We start from the raw sequence: 19449 nt of genomic DNA, 5'->3' as shown, positions 1-19449 counted from the left end.
TATTTATACCTCCCTTTTATAAACTGTATTTCCATTTACAATAGTATTTACAATCTTTGGATACTCACTATCAATATCTAACAAAACTAAATCGGCTTTTTTATTTTCTTTTATGCTACCTCTTTCATCATATATGCCTACTGCTTTAGCTGGATTTGAAGTAAATAAATTGACTGCTTTATTTAAATTGTTAGTTTTTTCTGCAACTATACACATAGATTTTATCATAGCTGATGGAAGATAATCTGAACAAACAATATCACAACAATCTTCCAATATAGCATCCATTGCTTTTAAGTTGTTATTATGAGATTTTCCCCTTACAATATTAGGTGCTCCTAAACAAGTTAAGACACCTAGTTTCTTTGAATGTTTTGCAACCTCAAGAGTTATAGGAAATTCAGATACATTGACGCCTATATTTTTTATAAAATCTACCTTTTCTAACGTATCATCATCATGTGAAGCAATATTTATGTTTTTATTTTTTGCTTTTCCTATAACATTAGCTATTTTATTCCAATCCAAATTATCATGTAAATCTACTAAACCATTTAGCCATGTATCAACATAATTTTCTGTAACTCCCCATACTTTAGTAGCATACTCTCTATAAAATGCTGGATTTGTATATTGACCTTGGCCTGGAGAATGGTCCATTATTGATAAATAGTCTATTTTATTTTGTTCCAATAATTCTGAAACCTTATCTAAACCTTCATGATATAATACTTCATATCTTAAATGTACTTTATGATTTATACTCTTACTATCTATGTTTTTATATGAATCGATATTTTCAATCATCTTTAAAGAATTATCAATACTTCTAACTCCTACTCCATCTCCTAAAGATATAGAATGATAAACTGTAGTTATTCCATTTGCAGGTAGTTTTTTATCAAGCTCATAAAATGCCATATTAAATGGTAATAATGTACTTGGTCTTGGCTCTATTTCCTTTTCAATGGCATCACTATGAATATCTATAATACCAGGTATGACATATAAGTTTTTTGCATCTATTATTTCATCTATCTCATTAAAATCAAATGCATAATCAATCTTATCATTTGATACTTTTTTTATTGTATCTCCTTCTATAATTAAATGAGCATTTTCAAGTATTATATCCTCTAATACAATATTTGCATTATGAATTAGTTTTATCATCTAGGCTACCCCACTTTCACTCATAGTCCCTTTTGCCATAGTAAAGGTTTTATCTATAACAGTTTCCATAAATTCTATGTCATGGAAAATTCCTATCATTGTAGTTCCTTGACTTTTAAGTTCCAACATTTTTTCTTTTACATATATTTTAGATTGATTATCAAGTGATGCAGTTGGTTCATCAAGTAACAAGAGTCTAGGCTTTTTAACCATTGCTTGAGCAAGATTTAATCTTAGCTTTTCTCCACCAGAGAAATTATTTGGATAAGCATCCCATAAATTTTCCTTTATTTCAAATTGATTGAGTATATCCTTTGCCATGTCATATGCACAAATCTTTTCAAATCCGCTCTCAATTAATGAATGTACTACTAGTTCAATTGCAGTTATACGTGGCAGTGTCTTTAAAAACTGTGATACATACCCTATTTCCTTTTTTCTAAGGTTTATCATTTCTCTGTCCCCAATTTTAGCTAAATCTACATTTCCATATATTTCTGAGTTAAATATTATTTCTCCAGTTGTTGGTATGTATGTTTTATAAATACTTTTTAATATAGTTGACTTACCTGCTCCAGATTTACCTATTATTCCTAAGAACTCCCCTTTTAAAACTTCAAAATTTATATTATTACATGCTTTTATAGTCTTGTTTAATGCATGTAGTTCAAAATCTTTACTAAAATTATTTACCTTAAGTATAGTTTCTTTCATTTTATTTAAAGCCCCCATTTTACTTATTTACAAACAATATTTATAACAGTGAATTTATAAGTTGCTGAGTGTATGGGTGTTGTGGGTCTTCCATTATTTGGTCTGTAAGACCAGACTCAATCACACTTCCATTTTTCATTACAATTGTTCTATCTGCAAGCATCTTGATAACATCAAAGTCATGAGATACAACTACCATAGAAATCTTTAATTCTCTTTGAATTTCTCTTATTAAATCCAACACTTCTGCTTGTACAGATACATCTAAACCTGTTGTAACTTCATCTAGTAACAATATTGGAGGATTATTTGAAAGAGCTTTTGCTATTTGAACTCTCTGTTGCATTCCTCCACTAAAATATTTTGGTTTATGGTCTATTCTCTCTACAGGTATATTAGTTTTTATTAGAAGTTCTTTGGCTCTATCTCTTATTTTTTCAACATTATACAAGTTTGCCATTAATAATTTTTCTGCTATATTGCCACCACTGCTAAAATCCAAATTTAAACCAAGATGAGGATTTTGATACACAATACCCATAAAGTGATTCTTTATATATCTCTTTTTCTGGTCTGAAAGCTCTAATATATTTTCATCTTTATTGTAATGTGATATATATACTTCTCCACTATTTGCATGTTCTTGAAAAAACAGTATCTTTAACAATGTACTTTTTCCTGAGCCAGATTCACCTACAATCCCAAGGACTTCTCCTTCATAAAGTTCCAGACTTACATTATTACATGCGACTATAGAACCACAATATTTACATATATTATTGCTTTCATATCCTGTACTTTCAAAACACTTCTCACATCCATCTCCATAAATAAGATTGATATTTCTTCCTATTAATACTTGTTTGTCTACGTTTTCTACTCTTTTCGTTTTATTTATATTACTCATTCCAAGCACCTCCGATTGTCACATCTACACCGTTATTTCTTAACCTAACTTTTTCACAATAACTTGTATCTGAGCAACTATAGTACTTTTCATTGGTGTCACTATCGTATACTTCATCCAAAAATGTATTTGTACTTTTACATAAGCTACAATGCTTTCCTTCAAATTTTTCCTCTTCAAATTTGTAATCTTCAAATTCTAAAGGTTCCACTTTTGTGTATGGAGGAATTGCGTATATCCTTTTTTCTCTCCCTGCTCCAAATAAGAATAAATTATCTGACATGTTTAATTTTTTTATGTCGAACCTTGGTATTGGAGATGGATTCATTAAATATCTATCATTTACTTTACATGGGTATTCAGCGGCTATTGATATATCATCAAATCTTACTATATCTTCGTAAAGATATACCCACATCCTACTGTAATCTTCTTCTGAATGCATTCTTCTCGTTTCGACTTCACTAGGTTCCACTATTCTAAGTGTTTCTGGTATTGGTACTTGAAATATTAGTATTTGGTTAGATTTTAGTTTTTCTTCTGGTATTCTATGTCTTGTTTGAATCAGTGTAGATTCTAACGTATCTTTTGTAGTTTCTACATTACTTACGCCTGCAACGAAACTCCTTATATTACAAGCATTTGTAGAATCATCACTTCCCTGGTCAATTACTTTTACTACATCATTTTTACCAATTAATGATAGTGTTAATTGTAAACCTCCAGTACCCCATCCCTTAGCTATAGGCAACTCTCTTGAACCAAAAGGAACTTGATAACCAGGTATTGATACTGCTTTTAATATCTTTCTTCTTATTTCCTTTTTTGTGTTTTCGTCTAAAAAACCATAGTTATATATCACCTAAACTTACCTCCATAAACTATTTTATTCTTTCTACATCCGCTTTAAAATCTACATAATGAGGAAGTTTAAAGTGAGATATAAATCCTAATGAATCTATTCCATCTATATGAAGTAATACAAATTCTTCATCTTGTGCTAGTTTTTCACTATTTGGTTCTAGAGATTTATCCAGTATAGCCATAGATATAGCCTTATTCTCATTGTTCCCCATACAAAGACCATATCCTAAAGACATTTTATTTTTATCTCCCAAATCGTTTTTAGAATTTTCAGTCTTATTCTGTGATGCTTTGGATACTATTTCACATTCAGTAACCAACATATCACCTATTGTTATTTGCTCATCTTCATAGATTGGATGTTTTATTTTTACAGATACATTACCTGTTCTAAGTTCACTTATATATGGATGTTCATCACCAAACCCTCTTACAATAGCATAAGCAAATCCTGATACTACTCCACTTTCACCTCTAGTTAAAGCCTGTAATTTTGCTGACCTAGAAACTGGAAATCTTAGACTATTCCTTGTAATATCATCTATCACTTCCTCTGATTTATCTGAACACACTTCTTCTTGCAATAAATTTTCTTCTCTAAATATATTAGATATCTTTGTAAACTTAGGGATTTCATCTACTTTTTCTAATTCATTTATAAAATTATTTTTAAATTCTCTATTCTTTTTCTCATCTTCTTCTAATAATTCTACATTTAGTATTCTATTCTCATAATCTCTTGTTGCTCCAAGGTATTGCCCTCCTGGTATGTCTTTAAATGTAGCTGATATTCTTCTCTTTATTCTCATTTCTTCTGTGTTTATAGGTTGTGAATATGTAACTCTAGGCATTGTTGACCTTAAAGCTCTTATATAAAAAGATGCTTCTAATATATCACCTTGAGCTTGTTTTATAGCTAAGGCAGATAATTCCTTATTGTATAAACTTCCTTCAGACATTACTTTGTCTACAGCATAAGACATCTGTTCCTTAATCTGCTTTACATCTATAGGTAAACTCTCTCCTTTTACTCTATAAAATTCAAGTATATTTTTAGCCTGTAATATAGCTTCTTCTCCACCTTTAACTGCTACATAAGCCATTGTTATAGTACCTCCCAACTTAATTTTGATGACCTTGGTATAAAAGCAAGTTCTCCCTTTTTATCTACTAAAATTAAATCTACTCCTATTGGATAATCTTTATTTATAGTAGACAACCTCTCTAGAAATTCTTTTTTAATGCCATGTAAATAGAGACTATTTTTAGATTTTATACCAGGACCACTTAAATCAAGCTTTATATACTTAGTTTGATAATCTATTGATAAATCATTTACTTGATGTATTATGGTAGCACTCTCATCAGGGTATTCAAAAGAACCTATTCTAACTTCTAGTATATCTATTTCTGAATTAGTATCTAAAAATATATAATCTGACCTTTTATAATCTGCTTGATTTGACATTGTAAGTGCTCTTATATTTTTTATATCTTCTTGTGTATGATTCTCTACATAGAAGGTAACTTCTTGGTCTAATAGAGTAATTGCTATACCAATTGCTCCATTTGATAGTTTTGTATTATTTTCTATATTTATATTATCTATATTATTTAATTTCCCAGGAAATGAAGCACTATCTAGCAGTTTTCTATATATTTCTTGTGTATAATTTACCATGACTCTCCTCCTATTTAATCCATAGTATTGAATTGAACTTTTGTTTTATTAATTAAGCTAAACTCATCAATAATCTCTTGCTCATATCTCAAGTTCTCTTCATATACACTTTTATTTATATAATTTTTTAGCTCATCAAATTTAGTGTTATTGCTATGTAAAACTGCATCTATAGTTGCTAAATAAACAACTTTCTTATTATCATTTTCTGCAACTATTCCATAGCCTAAACTTTCGTCTACTTTTACGCTACATTCTGTAACTAATATCTCTCCTAAATTAAAAGTTGTATTATTTACACTTTCATTAGCTCTTACCATTACTGTAGCTAAGTTAGGGTCTTTGATTATAGAAATGCTTGATATATCTTTTATCATTGAATATATTTTTTCTAGTTCTCCTAAATCCATATTTATCAATATCTTAGTACTATCAACTGTATACAAGATTTTGCCTCCTTAATTTACCTTTCGTTTACTTATCTAAGAATATAATAAACAACTTAAGTTAAATAGATATTATGTTTAAGTTAAGTCTAATGGATATCTTGTAAATTCTTTTTTAACAATGTTAAGAAAATATATATTAAAAAGATAAAATAAGTCACTAGAAATAAAAAAAGTATACCATTCAAACTGAATGGTATACTCATCTTGTACTTATAAATTGTTCATTTCATATGTCATTATAAATTTTAATTGTTTATTTTATATTAAAAAACTTCTTTGCATTTTCTTTTGTAGCTCTGCATACTTCTTCATAGGATATTCCTTTTTCTTGAGCTATTTTATCAGCGACAAAGGCTACTTGAGAAGGGTTATTTCTCTTTCCTCTGTGTGGCTCTGGTGACATATATGGTGAATCAGTCTCTATAAACAGTCTTTCTAGAGGAATTTCTCTTACTACTTCTCTAGTTTTCTTGTTATTCTTAAAAGTAACTGTTCCTGGAATTGATATATAACAACCCATTTTAACATATTCTCTAGCTAACTCTACATTGCCACTATAACAATGAAGTACACATCCTATTTCAGAACTCTTAGTGTTTTTTATTATCTCAAAAGTATCTCCATGTGCATCTCTATCATGTATTATTATTGGAAGTTTTAACTCATTAGCTAACTCAATTTGCTTCTTGAACCACTCTTTTTGCTCTTCTCTTGGAGAATAATCATAATAGTAATCTAACCCAATTTCTCCAATAGCTACAACTTTTTCATTTTCAGTTGCAAGTTTTCTTAAAGTATCTATTGCTGTATCATCTAGCTTTGATACATCATGTGGATGTACTCCAACTGCTGAATATATAAAATCATACTTTTTTGCTAGTTCAATTGCTGTTATTGATGTTTCTATATCCGCACCTGGATTTACAACCAAATCTACACCTTTTTCTTTCAATGAACCAATAAGTTCATCTCTATCTTCATCAAAACTTTCATCATTTAAATGTGCGTGTGAGTCAAATAACATCTTTAATCTCCTTACTGTTTAATTGCCTATTAACGAACCTCGCATCCATCTTTAGCTCCTTGTGTAAATGGTAGAACATATGGGTCTCCATCATCACCTGCTGCTAATATCATACCTTGAGATTCTACACCTCTTAATTTAACTGGCTTTAAGTTGCATACTACTGTAACTTCCTTGCCTACCAAATCTTCTGGCTTATAGTATTCAGCTATTCCTGATACTATTTGTCTTGTTTCTGGTCCAAGTTTAACTTGTGACACTAATAATTTATTTGCTTTTGGATGCTTTTCACAGCTTATTATTTTTCCTACTCTAAGCTCTATTTTGTCTAAATCATCAATAGTAATTTCTGCTTTATGTTCTAATGGTTTTTCTTCTACTGGAGGTTTTCCAGAAAACATCTCAGTTAATTCTTCTATTTCTTTTTCTACATCTAATCTTGGGAATAAAGGCTCACCTTTAAATACCTTTACATTTTCGCCAATAAGTCCAAATGTCTTTGTACTTTCCCATGTAGTTATATCATCTTGACCTTTTATTCCTATATGCTCATATATTTTATTAGCTGTTTCATTCATTATAGGATTTATTAATGTAGCGATTATTCTTATAGATTCACATAAATTATATAAAACTGTGTCTAATTCATCTTTCTTAGCTTCATCTTTAGCTAGTGCCCAAGGCATAGTTTCATCTATATATTTGTTAGTTCTTCTAACTAATTTCCATACACTCTCTAATGCTTCATGGAATTGCATCTTATCCATCTCAGCTTCAAAATTTTCTCTAGTTGATACAGCTTGTTCTTTTAAATCTGCATCAAAATCAGTTGAAACTTTTGCTGTTGGTATTATTCCATTGTTGTACTTTTCAACCATAGCCACAGTTCTACTTATTAAGTTTCCTAAATCATTTGCCAAATCATAATTTATTCTTGTTACAAAGTTTCTATGAGTATAGCTTCCATCTTGTCCAAATGCAAACTCTCTTAATAAGAAGTATTTAAGTGTATCTATTCCATATCTTTCTATTATAGGCTCTGGATAAACCACATTACCTTTTGATTTACTCATCTTATCATCAGCAAATAATATCCATCCATGCCCAAATACTTGCTTTGGAACTTCTAAACCTAAAGCCATTAAAAGTGCTGGCCATATTATTGTATGGAATCTCACTATTTCTTTACCTACTATTTGGACATTGGCAGGCCAATATTTTTTAAACTCTTCATCATTGTCAGTCATATATCCTAATGCTGTTATGTAATTACATAAAGCATCTACCCATACATAAATTACATGTTTTTCATCAAAAGGAACTTTTATTCCCCAATCAAAAGTCGTTCTTGTTACACTTAAGTCTTCTAATCCTTTATCTAAGAAGTTTGCTACCATTTCGTTTTTTCTAGCAGCAGGGAAACAGAAACTATCATCCTTAAATAACTCTTTTAATCTATCTTCATATTTAGATAGTCTAAAGAAATAAGATTCTTCTTTTACTAAGTATGTTTCTCTTCCACAATCAGGGCATTTATTTCCTTCCAATAATTGAGATTCTGTCCAAAAGCTCTCACAAGGAGTACAATATCTACCTTCATATTCTCCTTTATATATATCACCTTGCTCATATAATTTAGTAAATATTTTTTGTATTATGTCTGTATGTCTTTTTTCTGTCGTTCTTATAAAATCATCATAAGATATATCCATAGTATTCCATAAAGCTTTTATATCTTTTATCATTCCATCAAGATATTCTATCTCTGACATTCCTTGTTCTATAGCCTTCTTTTGGATTTTTTCACCATGCTCATCTGTTCCTGTTAAGAACTTTACATCGTATCCACAGAAACGCTTAAATCTAGCTATCGTATCTGCTGCTACTGTTGAATAAGTATGACCTATGTGTAATCCTCCACTTGGATAGTATATTGGTGTTGTTACATAAAAACTCGGTTTGCTCATATTATTTACCTCCTAATTTTTTTATCGTTCTAGTTTTATAAATATTTCATGGAAATAATAAAAAATCGCCTCCTATGAGCTAACATAGGGGCGAGATTATTCACGGTACCACCCTAATTCATCTATAATAATTATGTTTCACATGAAATGTAGAAATTCACTTTATAGACATCTTAGTAGACTATAACGTGCCCAACCGTTTTATCCTAGCATATATGCTCAGATAAAAAGCTCCAAGACCATCTTCAATAAAGCTTTTGACACTAGCTTTCACCTAATCTAGCTCTCTGATAGAAAAAACCTTTATTTACTCTTCTTTTCATAGCTTATAATTTATATTACTATTTATTTCTATATAATCACTATATTATAAAATTTTTCCCACATTGTCAACAAATTATACAAATATTACATAGCAAATAAAAACAGCTGCTATAACACCAGCAATATGAGTAATCATAGCACATGATAATGTATGTCTAGTGTTTTTTATCTTTAGGCTTCCATAGTATATTGCCATTGTATAAAATATAGTTTCAGAAGAACCTACAATTGTAGCTCCCATTTTTTCTACTAAACTACCTATTCCAACCCTATTTGCAAGTTCACTATACATACCTAAAGCACCACTTCCAGATAAAGGTTTTACACTTATTAGACCTATTAATTCTTTTGGTATACTAAGCACATTTGCTATTGGTGTAAATAACCATTCTAACATATCAAGACCTTTACCTGTTTTGAATATTCCTATTGCCAAAAATATTCCTATTATATATGGTAGAATATCCCAAGCTGCTTTTAGCCCATCGATTGCTCCTTTTACAAAGCTATCATACACATCTATTTTTTTATATTTACCATAAACTACTATGTACAAAATTATTATTGGTATAAGTAAGTTTGAAAATACTTCCATGTATCTACATCCCCTTTATCTATATCTTTTTTGAAAAAATTTACACGTTATTATCGCTATTGCTGTAGATATAATGGTTGCAAATAAAGTTGTAAAGATTATTTCACTTGGATTTTGAGCTCCCATATCCATCCTTAGTTTAATTATAGTAAATGGAATTATCTGTATAGATGATATATTTATTACCATAAACATAATCATATCATTAGTTGCTGTATCTTTTTTATTGTTTAAAGTTTGAAGTTCGCTCATTGCCTTTAAACCAAATGCTGTTGCACCATTTCCAGCTCCCAGCATATTTAAAGCAATATTCATAACTATATAAGACATTGCTTTGTGACCTTTTGGAATAGAAGGAAATAATCTTCTCATTATAGGATTTAATTTCTGACCTATCTTTTCGATTAGACCTGATTCTTTTGCAATATTCATTACACCCATCCAAAGTGCCATGATACCAGCTAAGCTTATTGCAAATTCTATACCTTTTGATGTCTCACTCAATATAACTTTATTTAATTCACCCATATTTTTAGAAATCAAACTTCCTATTATTCCTATTGATACCATATAAAACCATATTTTTCCTATCCTAATCATCCTCCTCTTTAAATAATTTTATGATAGTTAGGTAATACTTTATACTTGAAAGTTGTACTATATTATGTTTTAGTATAAGTGTGGGAGTTTTTATAATTTTTAATATTTAATAATAATTAAGGAGAGAAATAATGAGAAATCTAACACTTCTTACTGATTTATATCAGCTTACTATGTTAAATGGCTATTTTGAAAAAAATATTCACGAAGACATTGTTGTATTCGATATGTTTTTTAGAAAAAACGCTTGTGATGGAGGGTATACTATAGTTTGTGGTATTGATCAGGTTGTTGAATACATAGATAATCTTCATTTTTCAGATGAAGATTTAGAGTACTTAAAAAGCTTAAATTTATTTTCTGATAAATTTCTAAAGTTTTTAAAAGAATTTAAGTTCACAGGAGATATATATGCTGTTGAAGAAGGAACTATCATGTTTCCTAATGAGCCATTGATTACTGTTAAGGCACCATTATATCAAGCTCAACTTATTGAAACAGCATTGTTGACTATAGTCAATTTTCAATCTCTTATTGCTACTAAAGCCTCTAGAGTTTGCTTTGCAGCTCAAGGAGACCCTGTATTTGAATTTGGATTACGTCGTGCACAAGGTGCTGATGCAGGTATATATGGAGCTAGAGCTGCTGTAGTTGGTGGTTGTACTGGAACTGCAAATGTATTAGCTGGGAAAATGTTTGATATTCCTATAATTGGTACACATGCGCATAGTTGGGTACAAAAATTTGATACTGAACTTGATGCATTTCAAGCATATGCTGATGTTTATCCAGACAAATGCTTACTTCTTGTAGATACTTATGATGTATTAAACAGTGGTGTCCCTAATGCAATAAAGGTGTTTAAAAATATTTCTGAAAAAGGATACAAACCTATGGGTATAAGGCTAGATTCTGGAGATTTAGCTTATTTATCTAAAGAAGCAAAAAAACAATTAGATAGTGCTGGCTTTTCAGATATTAGTATCACTGCATCTAATGACCTTGATGAATACACTATATCATCACTTAAAGCAGAGGGAGCTACTATAAATTCATGGGGAGTAGGTACAAAACTCATTACATCTTTTGATTCACCTTCTCTTGGAGGAGTTTACAAATTAGCTGCATCTTGTGAAAATGGAACTCTTGAACCTAAGATAAAGATTTCTGAAAATCCAGAAAAAATAAATAATCCTGGTTACAAGAAAGTTATAAGAATATATAACGAAGACAATAAAGCAGAGGCAGATTTAATTATGTTACATGATGAAGTTATAGATGAATCTAAACCTTTAGAAATCTTCCATCCTATATATACATGGAAAACGAAGACATTTACAAAATATAAAGTTAAAGAGCTTCTTAAACCACTGTATATAAAAGGAATATGCAAATATAATAAAAAACCTGTTCTTGAAATAAAAAATCATGTACAATATGAATTAAGTACTATCTGGGAACAATACAAAAGACTTTCAAAACCACACATTTATAAGGTTGATTTATCTAAAGATCTTTGGTATTTAAAAACAAAAATGATAGATTCTAAAAAAGTTTTATAGCATTAATTATTTTTATTTAAGGGGGACTGTTTATTTATGGATGTTACAGATTATAGAATCATAGAAATTTTACAGGATGATGGGAGAATTTCTATGAAGGACTTAGGAAAAATAGTTGGTTTAACTTCTCCTGCAGTTTCAGAAAGAGTCAAAAGATTAGAAGAATCTGGTGTTATAGAAGGATATAAAGCTATTGTTAACCCAGATTCATTAGGTAGAGTTATAAAGGCGTTTATTCATATTTCTCTTCCAAGTAATGGATATACAGAATTTATCGAGTCAGCTGGAAAAGACCCTAGAATTGTAGAATGTCACCATATAACAGGTGATGATTGCTTACTTCTAAAAGTAATTGTAAAAGATATGTACGAATTAGAAAATGTGATTGATACTATAAAGAAAATTGGTTCTACTAAGACCTCTGTTATACTATCAACACCGATACAAGCAAAATCAATATTGTAATATAAGTTAAATACTAATGGTTTATTAATTAATAGACCATTAAGTATCCTTAATGAAATTCCAATTTTTGATATAAAAAAAGTTGTCTTTCATAATTTTATAACAAAGACAACTTCTTTTATGTTTTTGAAATCTACATAGTTTAAACTTTAACTAACCATTTAAAATTCAATTATATTGACTAAATTTATACATGTGTATAATTACTTTTATACAAGTAATTTGTTAGAATGTATTCCATATATGTCTTTAACACACTCACTTCTTCGCTTTTGCCTAATAGCTTTATTGTAGAAACTATATCTGCATATCCAAGTATTATTATTCCTATAGTATCTTCACCCATTAGATTAAATACATTAATTAATTCTTTTCTACTCAAATCATTTTTCTTATACAAAGACAAAAGTATCATGTGATGTCTTACATATTTACTTATAAGTTTATATGTTTCTGTTGATAACTCTAACTTTATCCCCATATTGTCTACTATTTGAGCACCTATTTTTTCATGATTTGTAAAATGAACTCTTCCTGTTTCATCTAAAGTCATGCTATCAGGCTTACCTATATCATGTAAAAATATTCCCAACTTTAGTGCATGTAACTTATTTATACCATCCTCAACATATTCATCTAAATAATTTAACACATGTTCTTTTAAATGTATTGGGAAAAAATCTTTATCATTTAGAACGATTTCTAATTCTCTTAATGCATTTATAGAGTGCTCAAAGCAATTAACAACATGATATTTACATTCTCCTACAGACTTCATACATTTTACTTTAGGTATTATTTTTTCCAGTTCATCCTTTTTATCCAACTCTATAAACGTTTTATGTGTATCTTTTCTCTTTAAACTTTCTATTATAATTTTTTCTATTTCCATAAAATCACCTCAGATTCAGGTTTTATAAATCCAGAACTTGTTTATAAACTACATCCTTTTTTAATTTTCTATCTTTACAAACTATTTTTATTGCATCTTTTTTGTTCATACCACTTTCAATTAGTTTTAAAACATATTCCCTATCCGTAAGAGCATCATAATCTTCTTTTTTTGACTTTTCACCATGAAAGCCTTCTACTATTAATACGAACTCTCCTCTTACTTCTTTTTCATCAAATATTTTTATAACAGTTTCTATATCTTCTCTGATTATCTCTTGATATTTTTTTGTAAGTTCTCTATTTATGGAAATTTTTCTATTTCCAAGAATCTTAAACATATCTTTTAGTGTATCCTTCAATCTATGTGGTGATTCATAGAAAATTATAGTTCTACTTTCTTCTTTTACTTCTTCTAGTTGTCCTTTTCTAACTTTTTTATCTCTATCTAAAAAGCCCTCAAAAACAAATTTATGTGTATCCATACCAGAGCCAACTAAAGCAGTTACAAATGCTGTTGCTCCTGGTAAAACTTCTATCTCTATATTATTTTGTATAGCTTGCTTTATTATCTCTTCTCCTGGGTCAGATATACCAGGCATACCTGCATCGCTTATCAAAGCTATATTTTCTCCATCAATAAGTTTATTTATTAAATAATCTCCCTTTGAATCTTTATTATGTTCATGATAACTAGTCAGAGGCTTTGAAATTTCAAAATGATTTAAAAGTTTTATACTATGTCTTGTATCTTCTGCGGCAATCAAATCTACTTCTTTTAATACTCTTAAAGTTCTGTATGTTATATCCTCTAGGTTTCCTATTGGTGTTGGACATATGTACAATTTCCCACTCATCTATAACTCTCCTATATCTTCATTATTATATATTGCTTTTAGTTCTTTTGTATAATTCCCATCTTCTCCATAAACATACAATGGGTCTAATATCTTAAGCTCTGGTCTTCCATCTTTCACAAATTGAACCAAAACCAAATTAGGTGCTTTTTTAGGTCTTGGATGCACAAATTGGATAACCTTTGGCTCTAGTTTATATCTTCTTCCTAAAGTTATTATATCCACCAATCTTGTTGGTCTGTGTATCATAAAAAACTTTCCTCTAGGCATAACTAATCTAGATGCAGCTTTAATTACATCTTCTAAATTACACTTTACTTCATGTCTTGATATAGCTTTTTTATCATTTGGGTTTTTTATTCCATCAATATGCATATATGGAGGGTTTGATGTAACTACATGATAACCATTTATATCTAAAACTTTATCTATAGATTTTATATCCTCATTTATAATTTCAACTCTTTCTTCTAGACTATTTAATTTTACAGAACGAGTTGCCATTTCATATACATCTTCTTGTATTTCTACACCAATAATTTTTTTAGCTTCACTTTTACCTGCTATCAGTATAGGTATGATACCTGTTCCTGTACCTAGGTCTACAACTTTAGCATCTTTTTTTATTTTAGTAAAATTAGCTAATAAAACTGCATCTATACCAAAACAAAATCCATTAGTATCTTGTATAAGTTTAAGACCTTTTAATTGTAAATCATCTATTCTTTCTGAATCTTTTAATTGCATATTCATAAACGCTCCTCAAATATTAATAACCTCAAGTATTATTTGCTTTAAAAAAGGTAGGAAAAGCCCTACCTTAAATTTAATCTTCTAATTTCTTCAACTCTCTTAGTGTAGCTTCATCTAATCCATCATTATCTTTGCATTTACCACCACAGCCATCACATTTTTTAGGCTCTCTAAGTATCTTTATATCTTCTCTTGTATATATCTTTACAGTTTTATCCTGAAACTCTACTTTAATTTGCTCTAATAGAGGATTTACTTCTACAACTTTTCCTTTTCCATCATCCGATTGCACTAGTGCACCTACAATAGGCATTTTTTCTATCGCCTCACTATATACATCGTGCTCATATTTTAAACAACAGAATAATCTTCCACATATTCCAGATATCTTTGTTGGGTTTAAAGATAGGCTTTGGTCTTTTGCCATTTTTATTGAAACTGGTTGAAAATCACCTAACCAAGATGAACAACAAAGTTTTCTACCACAAGGTCCTAGACCTCCTATAGATTTTGCTTCATCTCTAACACCAATTTGTCTAAGCTCTATTCTAGTCTTAAATATAGCAGCCAAATCTTTTACCAATTCTCTAAAATCTATTCTTCCTTCTGCTGTAAAGTAAAAAATCAATTTATTTCTATCAAATGTATACTCACAATCTATTAGAAACATTGTTAACTCATGTTCTTTTATTTTTTGTTGGCATAATTCAAAAGTTTCTTTTGCCTTTTCTTTATTTTCTAGATATATTTTTTTATCTTCCTCTGTGGCTATTCTTATGATTGGTTTTAGAGGGGAAACTAGTTCGCTCTCGTCCATATCTTTTGGTCCTACTACCACTTTTCCATACTCTAGACCTCTTGCAGTTTCTACAACTACATCCATATCTTGCTCTATATTAAAATCAACAGGGTCAAAATAATATATTTTTCCTGCACTTTTAAATCTTATACCTACTATTTTTATCATTTAATCACCTCGTATATATTTAAAGACATAACTTGTATGCTTATATTAAAATTGCAATTGCTCTTTATTTTACTCTTTGCATCTTCTATTATATCAATAATTTTGGACAATTGAGAATAACTAATTTTTCCACTCATATTTTGAATAAAAACTAGCTTGTCTACATTTATTAGCATATTTTTGTTCACATTTTCTTTTAACAGGATAATATCTCGAAAATAGTTTATCATAATATCCAATAAACTTATAATATTACCTCTATATTTTTCCATATTATTTGGGATGTTTAGAATCTCTACTATGTTTTTATCTAACATTACTTGAATATACTGTTGTATATCGTCCCTCATCACTGAAAATTCAGCAGACTGAGATAGACTCAAAGCATTCTCAATACTTCCTCTTGAGAAAGTAGCTAATAGTTGGGCTCTTTCTTCCTCTATACCTGTATCTATTAAATATTTTTTTAAATCTTCCATTGGTATAGGTGAGAACTTTATTATATCACATCTAGATTTTATAGTTTCTAGTAAAGATTCTTTGTTATTTGTAACTAAGATTATTATAGCATAATCTGGAGGTTCCTCCAGTGTCTTTAAAAGTGCATTTTGGGCTTCTACAGTCATTTTCTCAGCATTGTTAATTATATATATTTTATAGTCCTTATGAGGTCTTATTACTATGTCTGATTGCATATTTCTGATTTGGGCTATTTTTATGCTATTTCCATCTGGCTTTATGAGTATATAATCTGGACTATTTTCTAGATTTACATAATCAAGCAACAACTTAGACAACTCATCAGCAAACTTCTTTTTTCCTATTCCATCTATACCCTCAAACATATACGCATTATTAAGTTTATTTTTCTTTATAGAATTTGTTAAGTATTTCTTTGCAAAATTTTGACCTATAATATTTTCAAAATACATATTTATCTCTCCATAGATTTTATTGAATCAAGAACTATTTCATAAACTTCATTATGTATACTTTCAATACTTCTTAATTCGTTATCTGAAACACAATTTATTTTTTTCCAATCATATTTATCTGCTATATATAAAGCATTATTGTAAGATTTCTTCAAATACTCTATATCACTTTCATGAATATCTTTTTCTTCTTCTCCTGTAATCTTGTTTTTTCTATTTTCCATGAGTTTCTCACTAAACTCAATAGGAACATCTAGAAATACAACACAATCAGGTTGTGGTATCTTAAATAAATTAAATTCATAATCAGCTAGCCAGTTTAAATATGCTTCTCTATCAGAAACATCCATTTTAGAAGCTTGGTGTACCATATTAGAGGTTGTATATCTATCTGCAATAATTATTCCACCTTCATTGTAAAACTCCTCCCAATCGGTTTTAAATGAAGCATATCTATCTGCAGTAAAAAAAGTTGATGCTATATATGGGTCTACATCTGATGCATTTTTACCAAAATCTCCTTTTAAATACATTTTTACTAAAGCAGATGATGGAGACTCATAATTTGGATATTCTACCTTTTTAATCATATAGCCTTCTTTTTTTAGTCTTTCATATAATCTTTTTGTCTGAGTTGCCTTTCCACTTGCATCTGAACCACTTTCTATAATTATTAACTTACCTTTCATTTTCATATCCTCCATACAAACACTTTTTACTTTTTAATATAATTTTTATTTAGACAACTTTATATAAATATTCTATATATTACTCATTACAACTATAAGTTTTTTACTTCACATTATAGTTTTAAACTTTGTATTATAAACTTAAATATTTTCTAAATCTATTACTTCTATAAAATTTAAATCTACATCTTTTAGTCCACTTACAACCATCCCTTTAGAATTACAGAATATTAAATAATCTATCATTTCTTTACTTATAATTTCACCAGGAGATATTATGCTTATCCCAGGTGGATATGGCACTATACATTCACCACAGACTTTACCTATGCTGTCATATATTTTAACACTTTTTTTAGTTTTATAAAATGCTTCTCTAGGTGTTAATATTTTCTTTGGAATAATAGTGGGATATTCTTTATTTTCTAACTTTGTAAATCTAAAGTCTTCTTTTACAATATTGTTCAATGCTGTTTCTAAACTATTGAAATCCTTAGTACTATTTCCTATTGTACATATTAAAAGGACTCCATAATAATTAGATAATTCTACCTGTATGTTGTATTTATTTCTTAAAATATTTTCTAATTCATAACCTGTTAGACCTATATTTTTAGAAGATATAAATATCTTTGTTTTATCATTCGTATCATATATCTCAATATTTTCATTAATATTGTTTTTAAAAACTCTAATTTTATTTAAAAGCTCTTTCATTAGTTCTTGTCCCTTATTTTCATATATATCTACCGCTAACTCCAAAGAAGATAACAATATATATGAAGGACTTGAGGATTCTGTGATTCTCAACAGATTTAAGAGTCTATCTATGTCAATTCGATTTCCTTTTATATGTATCATTGATGATTGAGTAAATGATGGGAGTGTTTTATGAGTACTTTGTACAACTATATCTGCACCCTGCTCAAGAGCTGTTTTAGGAAGTCTATCACTAAGACCTAAATGAGCACCATGTGCTTCATCTATTATCACTACCATTTTTTTATCATGCGCATAATTACAAATACATTCTAAATCATATGTCATTCCATAATATGTAGGATATGTAAGAAGCACTGCTTTTGCATCTAAATTTTTATCTATTACATCAATCGCATTACTTATGGATATTCCCTTTAAGACATTCGTATCTTCACTTATCTCACAAGAAATATACTCTATATCTATATCTCCTAAAATGCATGCATTTATAACAGATTGATGACAATCTCTATTTACAATTATTTTACTCTTAGGAGCGCACACTGACATTATCGCAGACTGTATTCCACAACTACTCCCATTAACTAGATAACATGTATAATCGCTTTTAAATACTCTTGATGCTTTCTTCTGAGAACTCTTTATAATCCCTTCTGGCGAATGTAAGTTATCAGTTCCTAATATTTCAGTAGTATCCATTTTATACAAATTTTCTAATACATTTCTATATCCCAATTTCTCATAAATTCTGCCTTTTTTATGACCAGGCATATGAAAAGATATTACTTCATCATTTAAAATATTACTTAATTCATTAATTATAAACATATATTAATAATACTCCTTTTTTCACATAGTACTTCTTTCTTGTATAAAACATCTTTTTAAAAACTTCAATTCTTATCTATTTTACCATTAAAAAAGATACAAATTAAGATTTTTATAAAATTAAAAACCTCATCCTAAATATTTAGAATGAGGTTTTTAATATAAAAGTACAAATTAAATTATTCTCTATCATCAGACATTAAGCTTGGTATTAAGTATAATCCAGCTAAACCTACAATGAAGTATATTATTCTACTTACCATTTCATATGTTCCGCCAAAGATACTACCTATTAAATCTGTACCTAGGATACCAATTCCTCCCCAGTTAAGAGCACCGATTATAGCTAAAATTAAAGCAACTTTTTTCATTTCTATCACTCCTCAAGAATTAAATTTTTATAATAGTCCATAATTCCTGTGTTTAGTTTCCCCGAAATAAAAAAAGAAATACATATTTTTTGTCTTTTTTTACAAAAAAT

At 29.0% G+C, this 19449-nt stretch carries 21 protein-coding genes and 1 other annotated feature; of the genes, 2 read left to right on the top strand and 19 right to left on the bottom strand.

The features are described from left to right. Positions 1-3 precede the first annotated feature (3 nt). The 11 genes from Q3223_RS14710 to Q3223_RS14660 form a co-directional block, all read right to left on the bottom strand. Entirely contained in the window at positions 4-1173 is a 1170-nt protein-coding gene (locus Q3223_RS14710) for an alpha-D-ribose 1-methylphosphonate 5-triphosphate diphosphatase (RefSeq protein WP_054271964.1), read from the bottom strand. Then, positions 1174-1887: a phosphonate C-P lyase system protein PhnL gene (locus tag Q3223_RS14705; RefSeq protein WP_054271965.1), complete on the bottom strand. Its 714-nt coding sequence runs from the start codon at positions 1885-1887 to the stop codon at positions 1174-1176. A gap of 40 nt (positions 1888-1927) precedes the next feature. Continuing rightward, entirely contained in the window at positions 1928-2794 is an 867-nt protein-coding gene (locus Q3223_RS14700) for an ATP-binding cassette domain-containing protein (protein WP_407812139.1), read from the bottom strand. Further along, positions 2787-3656, bottom strand: a complete 870-nt coding sequence (locus Q3223_RS14695) for an alpha-D-ribose 1-methylphosphonate 5-phosphate C-P-lyase PhnJ (protein ID WP_054271967.1) — start codon at positions 3654-3656, stop codon at positions 2787-2789. The genes Q3223_RS14700 and Q3223_RS14695 overlap by 8 nt, the downstream gene beginning before the upstream one ends. Before the next feature lie 19 nt (positions 3657-3675). Further along, a complete protein-coding gene (locus tag Q3223_RS14690; protein ID WP_407812138.1) occupies positions 3676-4761 on the bottom strand; it encodes a carbon-phosphorus lyase complex subunit PhnI in 1086 nt (361 codons plus the stop codon). Positions 4762-4763: 2 nt separating this feature from the next. Continuing rightward, complete coding sequence (gene phnH / locus Q3223_RS14685) at positions 4764-5339, bottom strand: phosphonate C-P lyase system protein PhnH (RefSeq protein ID WP_054271969.1); 576 nt, start codon at positions 5337-5339, stop codon at positions 4764-4766. Positions 5340-5353: 14 nt separating this feature from the next. Then, positions 5354-5785, bottom strand: a complete 432-nt coding sequence (gene phnG / locus Q3223_RS14680; protein WP_407812137.1) for a phosphonate C-P lyase system protein PhnG — start codon at positions 5783-5785, stop codon at positions 5354-5356. 256 nt (positions 5786-6041) lie between these two features. Further along, the gene (locus tag Q3223_RS14675; RefSeq protein ID WP_407812136.1) at positions 6042-6812 is read right to left on the bottom strand and encodes a TatD family hydrolase; all 771 of its coding nucleotides are present in this window, start codon (positions 6810-6812) and stop codon (positions 6042-6044) included. Between the two features lie 29 nt (positions 6813-6841). Further along, positions 6842-8779 carry a methionine--tRNA ligase gene (metG, locus tag Q3223_RS14670; protein ID WP_054271972.1) on the bottom strand — a complete coding sequence of 646 codons (1938 nt, stop codon included), beginning with the start codon at positions 8777-8779 and terminating at the stop codon, positions 6842-6844. A gap of 83 nt (positions 8780-8862) precedes the next feature. After that, positions 8863-9111: a binding site (T-box leader), on the bottom strand. 65 nt (positions 9112-9176) lie between these two features. Next, positions 9177-9698, bottom strand: a complete 522-nt coding sequence (locus tag Q3223_RS14665; RefSeq protein ID WP_407812135.1) for a spore maturation protein — start codon at positions 9696-9698, stop codon at positions 9177-9179. Positions 9699-9713: 15 nt separating this feature from the next. Beyond that, positions 9714-10298: a nucleoside recognition domain-containing protein gene (locus Q3223_RS14660; protein WP_054271974.1), complete on the bottom strand. Its 585-nt coding sequence runs from the start codon at positions 10296-10298 to the stop codon at positions 9714-9716. A 131-nt stretch (positions 10299-10429) separates the two neighbouring features. On the opposite strand from Q3223_RS14660, the gene Q3223_RS14655 reads away from it, so the two are divergent. Then, a complete protein-coding gene (locus Q3223_RS14655) occupies positions 10430-11860 on the top strand; it encodes a nicotinate phosphoribosyltransferase (RefSeq protein ID WP_407812134.1) in 1431 nt (476 codons plus the stop codon). Positions 11861-11896: 36 nt separating this feature from the next. After that, positions 11897-12325 (top strand): Lrp/AsnC family transcriptional regulator, encoded by a 429-nt coding sequence (locus Q3223_RS14650; RefSeq protein ID WP_021386461.1) that lies wholly within the window; start codon positions 11897-11899, stop codon positions 12323-12325. A 187-nt stretch (positions 12326-12512) separates the two neighbouring features. Here Q3223_RS14650 and Q3223_RS14645 read toward each other — a convergent pair whose 3' ends face one another. From Q3223_RS14645 to Q3223_RS14610, 8 genes are all read right to left on the bottom strand, one after another. Continuing rightward, positions 12513-13217 (bottom strand): HD domain-containing protein, encoded by a 705-nt coding sequence (locus tag Q3223_RS14645; RefSeq protein ID WP_243194193.1) that lies wholly within the window; start codon positions 13215-13217, stop codon positions 12513-12515. Positions 13218-13239: 22 nt separating this feature from the next. Next, complete coding sequence (gene rsmI / locus Q3223_RS14640) at positions 13240-14073, bottom strand: 16S rRNA (cytidine(1402)-2'-O)-methyltransferase (protein WP_407812133.1); 834 nt, start codon at positions 14071-14073, stop codon at positions 13240-13242. Continuing rightward, positions 14074-14820 (bottom strand): tRNA1(Val) (adenine(37)-N6)-methyltransferase, encoded by a 747-nt coding sequence (locus Q3223_RS14635; RefSeq protein WP_074180125.1) that lies wholly within the window; start codon positions 14818-14820, stop codon positions 14074-14076. A 79-nt stretch (positions 14821-14899) separates the two neighbouring features. Then, complete coding sequence (locus Q3223_RS14630; RefSeq protein ID WP_167639855.1) at positions 14900-15793, bottom strand: stage 0 sporulation family protein; 894 nt, start codon at positions 15791-15793, stop codon at positions 14900-14902. After that, positions 15790-16725: a DNA polymerase III subunit delta' C-terminal domain-containing protein gene (locus tag Q3223_RS14625; RefSeq protein ID WP_074180066.1), complete on the bottom strand. Its 936-nt coding sequence runs from the start codon at positions 16723-16725 to the stop codon at positions 15790-15792. Before Q3223_RS14625 ends, Q3223_RS14630 begins: the two co-directional genes overlap by 4 nt. 2 nt (positions 16726-16727) lie before the next feature. After that, positions 16728-17417, bottom strand: coding sequence for a deoxynucleoside kinase (locus Q3223_RS14620; RefSeq protein ID WP_167639854.1), 690 nt, complete (start codon positions 17415-17417; stop codon positions 16728-16730). Between the two features lie 141 nt (positions 17418-17558). Beyond that, a complete protein-coding gene (locus Q3223_RS14615; RefSeq protein ID WP_407812132.1) occupies positions 17559-18968 on the bottom strand; it encodes an aminotransferase class I/II-fold pyridoxal phosphate-dependent enzyme in 1410 nt (469 codons plus the stop codon). A 179-nt stretch (positions 18969-19147) separates the two neighbouring features. Further along, positions 19148-19339, bottom strand: a complete 192-nt coding sequence (locus tag Q3223_RS14610) for a DUF378 domain-containing protein (RefSeq protein WP_021386455.1) — start codon at positions 19337-19339, stop codon at positions 19148-19150. Between the last annotated feature and the right edge of the window lie 110 nt (positions 19340-19449).

This window comes from Clostridioides sp. GD02367, assembly GCF_045900275.1.
GTDB lineage: Bacteria > Bacillota > Clostridia > Peptostreptococcales > Peptostreptococcaceae > Clostridioides > Clostridioides difficile_A.
The sequence above is the reverse complement of the archived record's forward strand: the minus strand, read 5'-3'. Positions and strand labels throughout refer to the sequence as shown.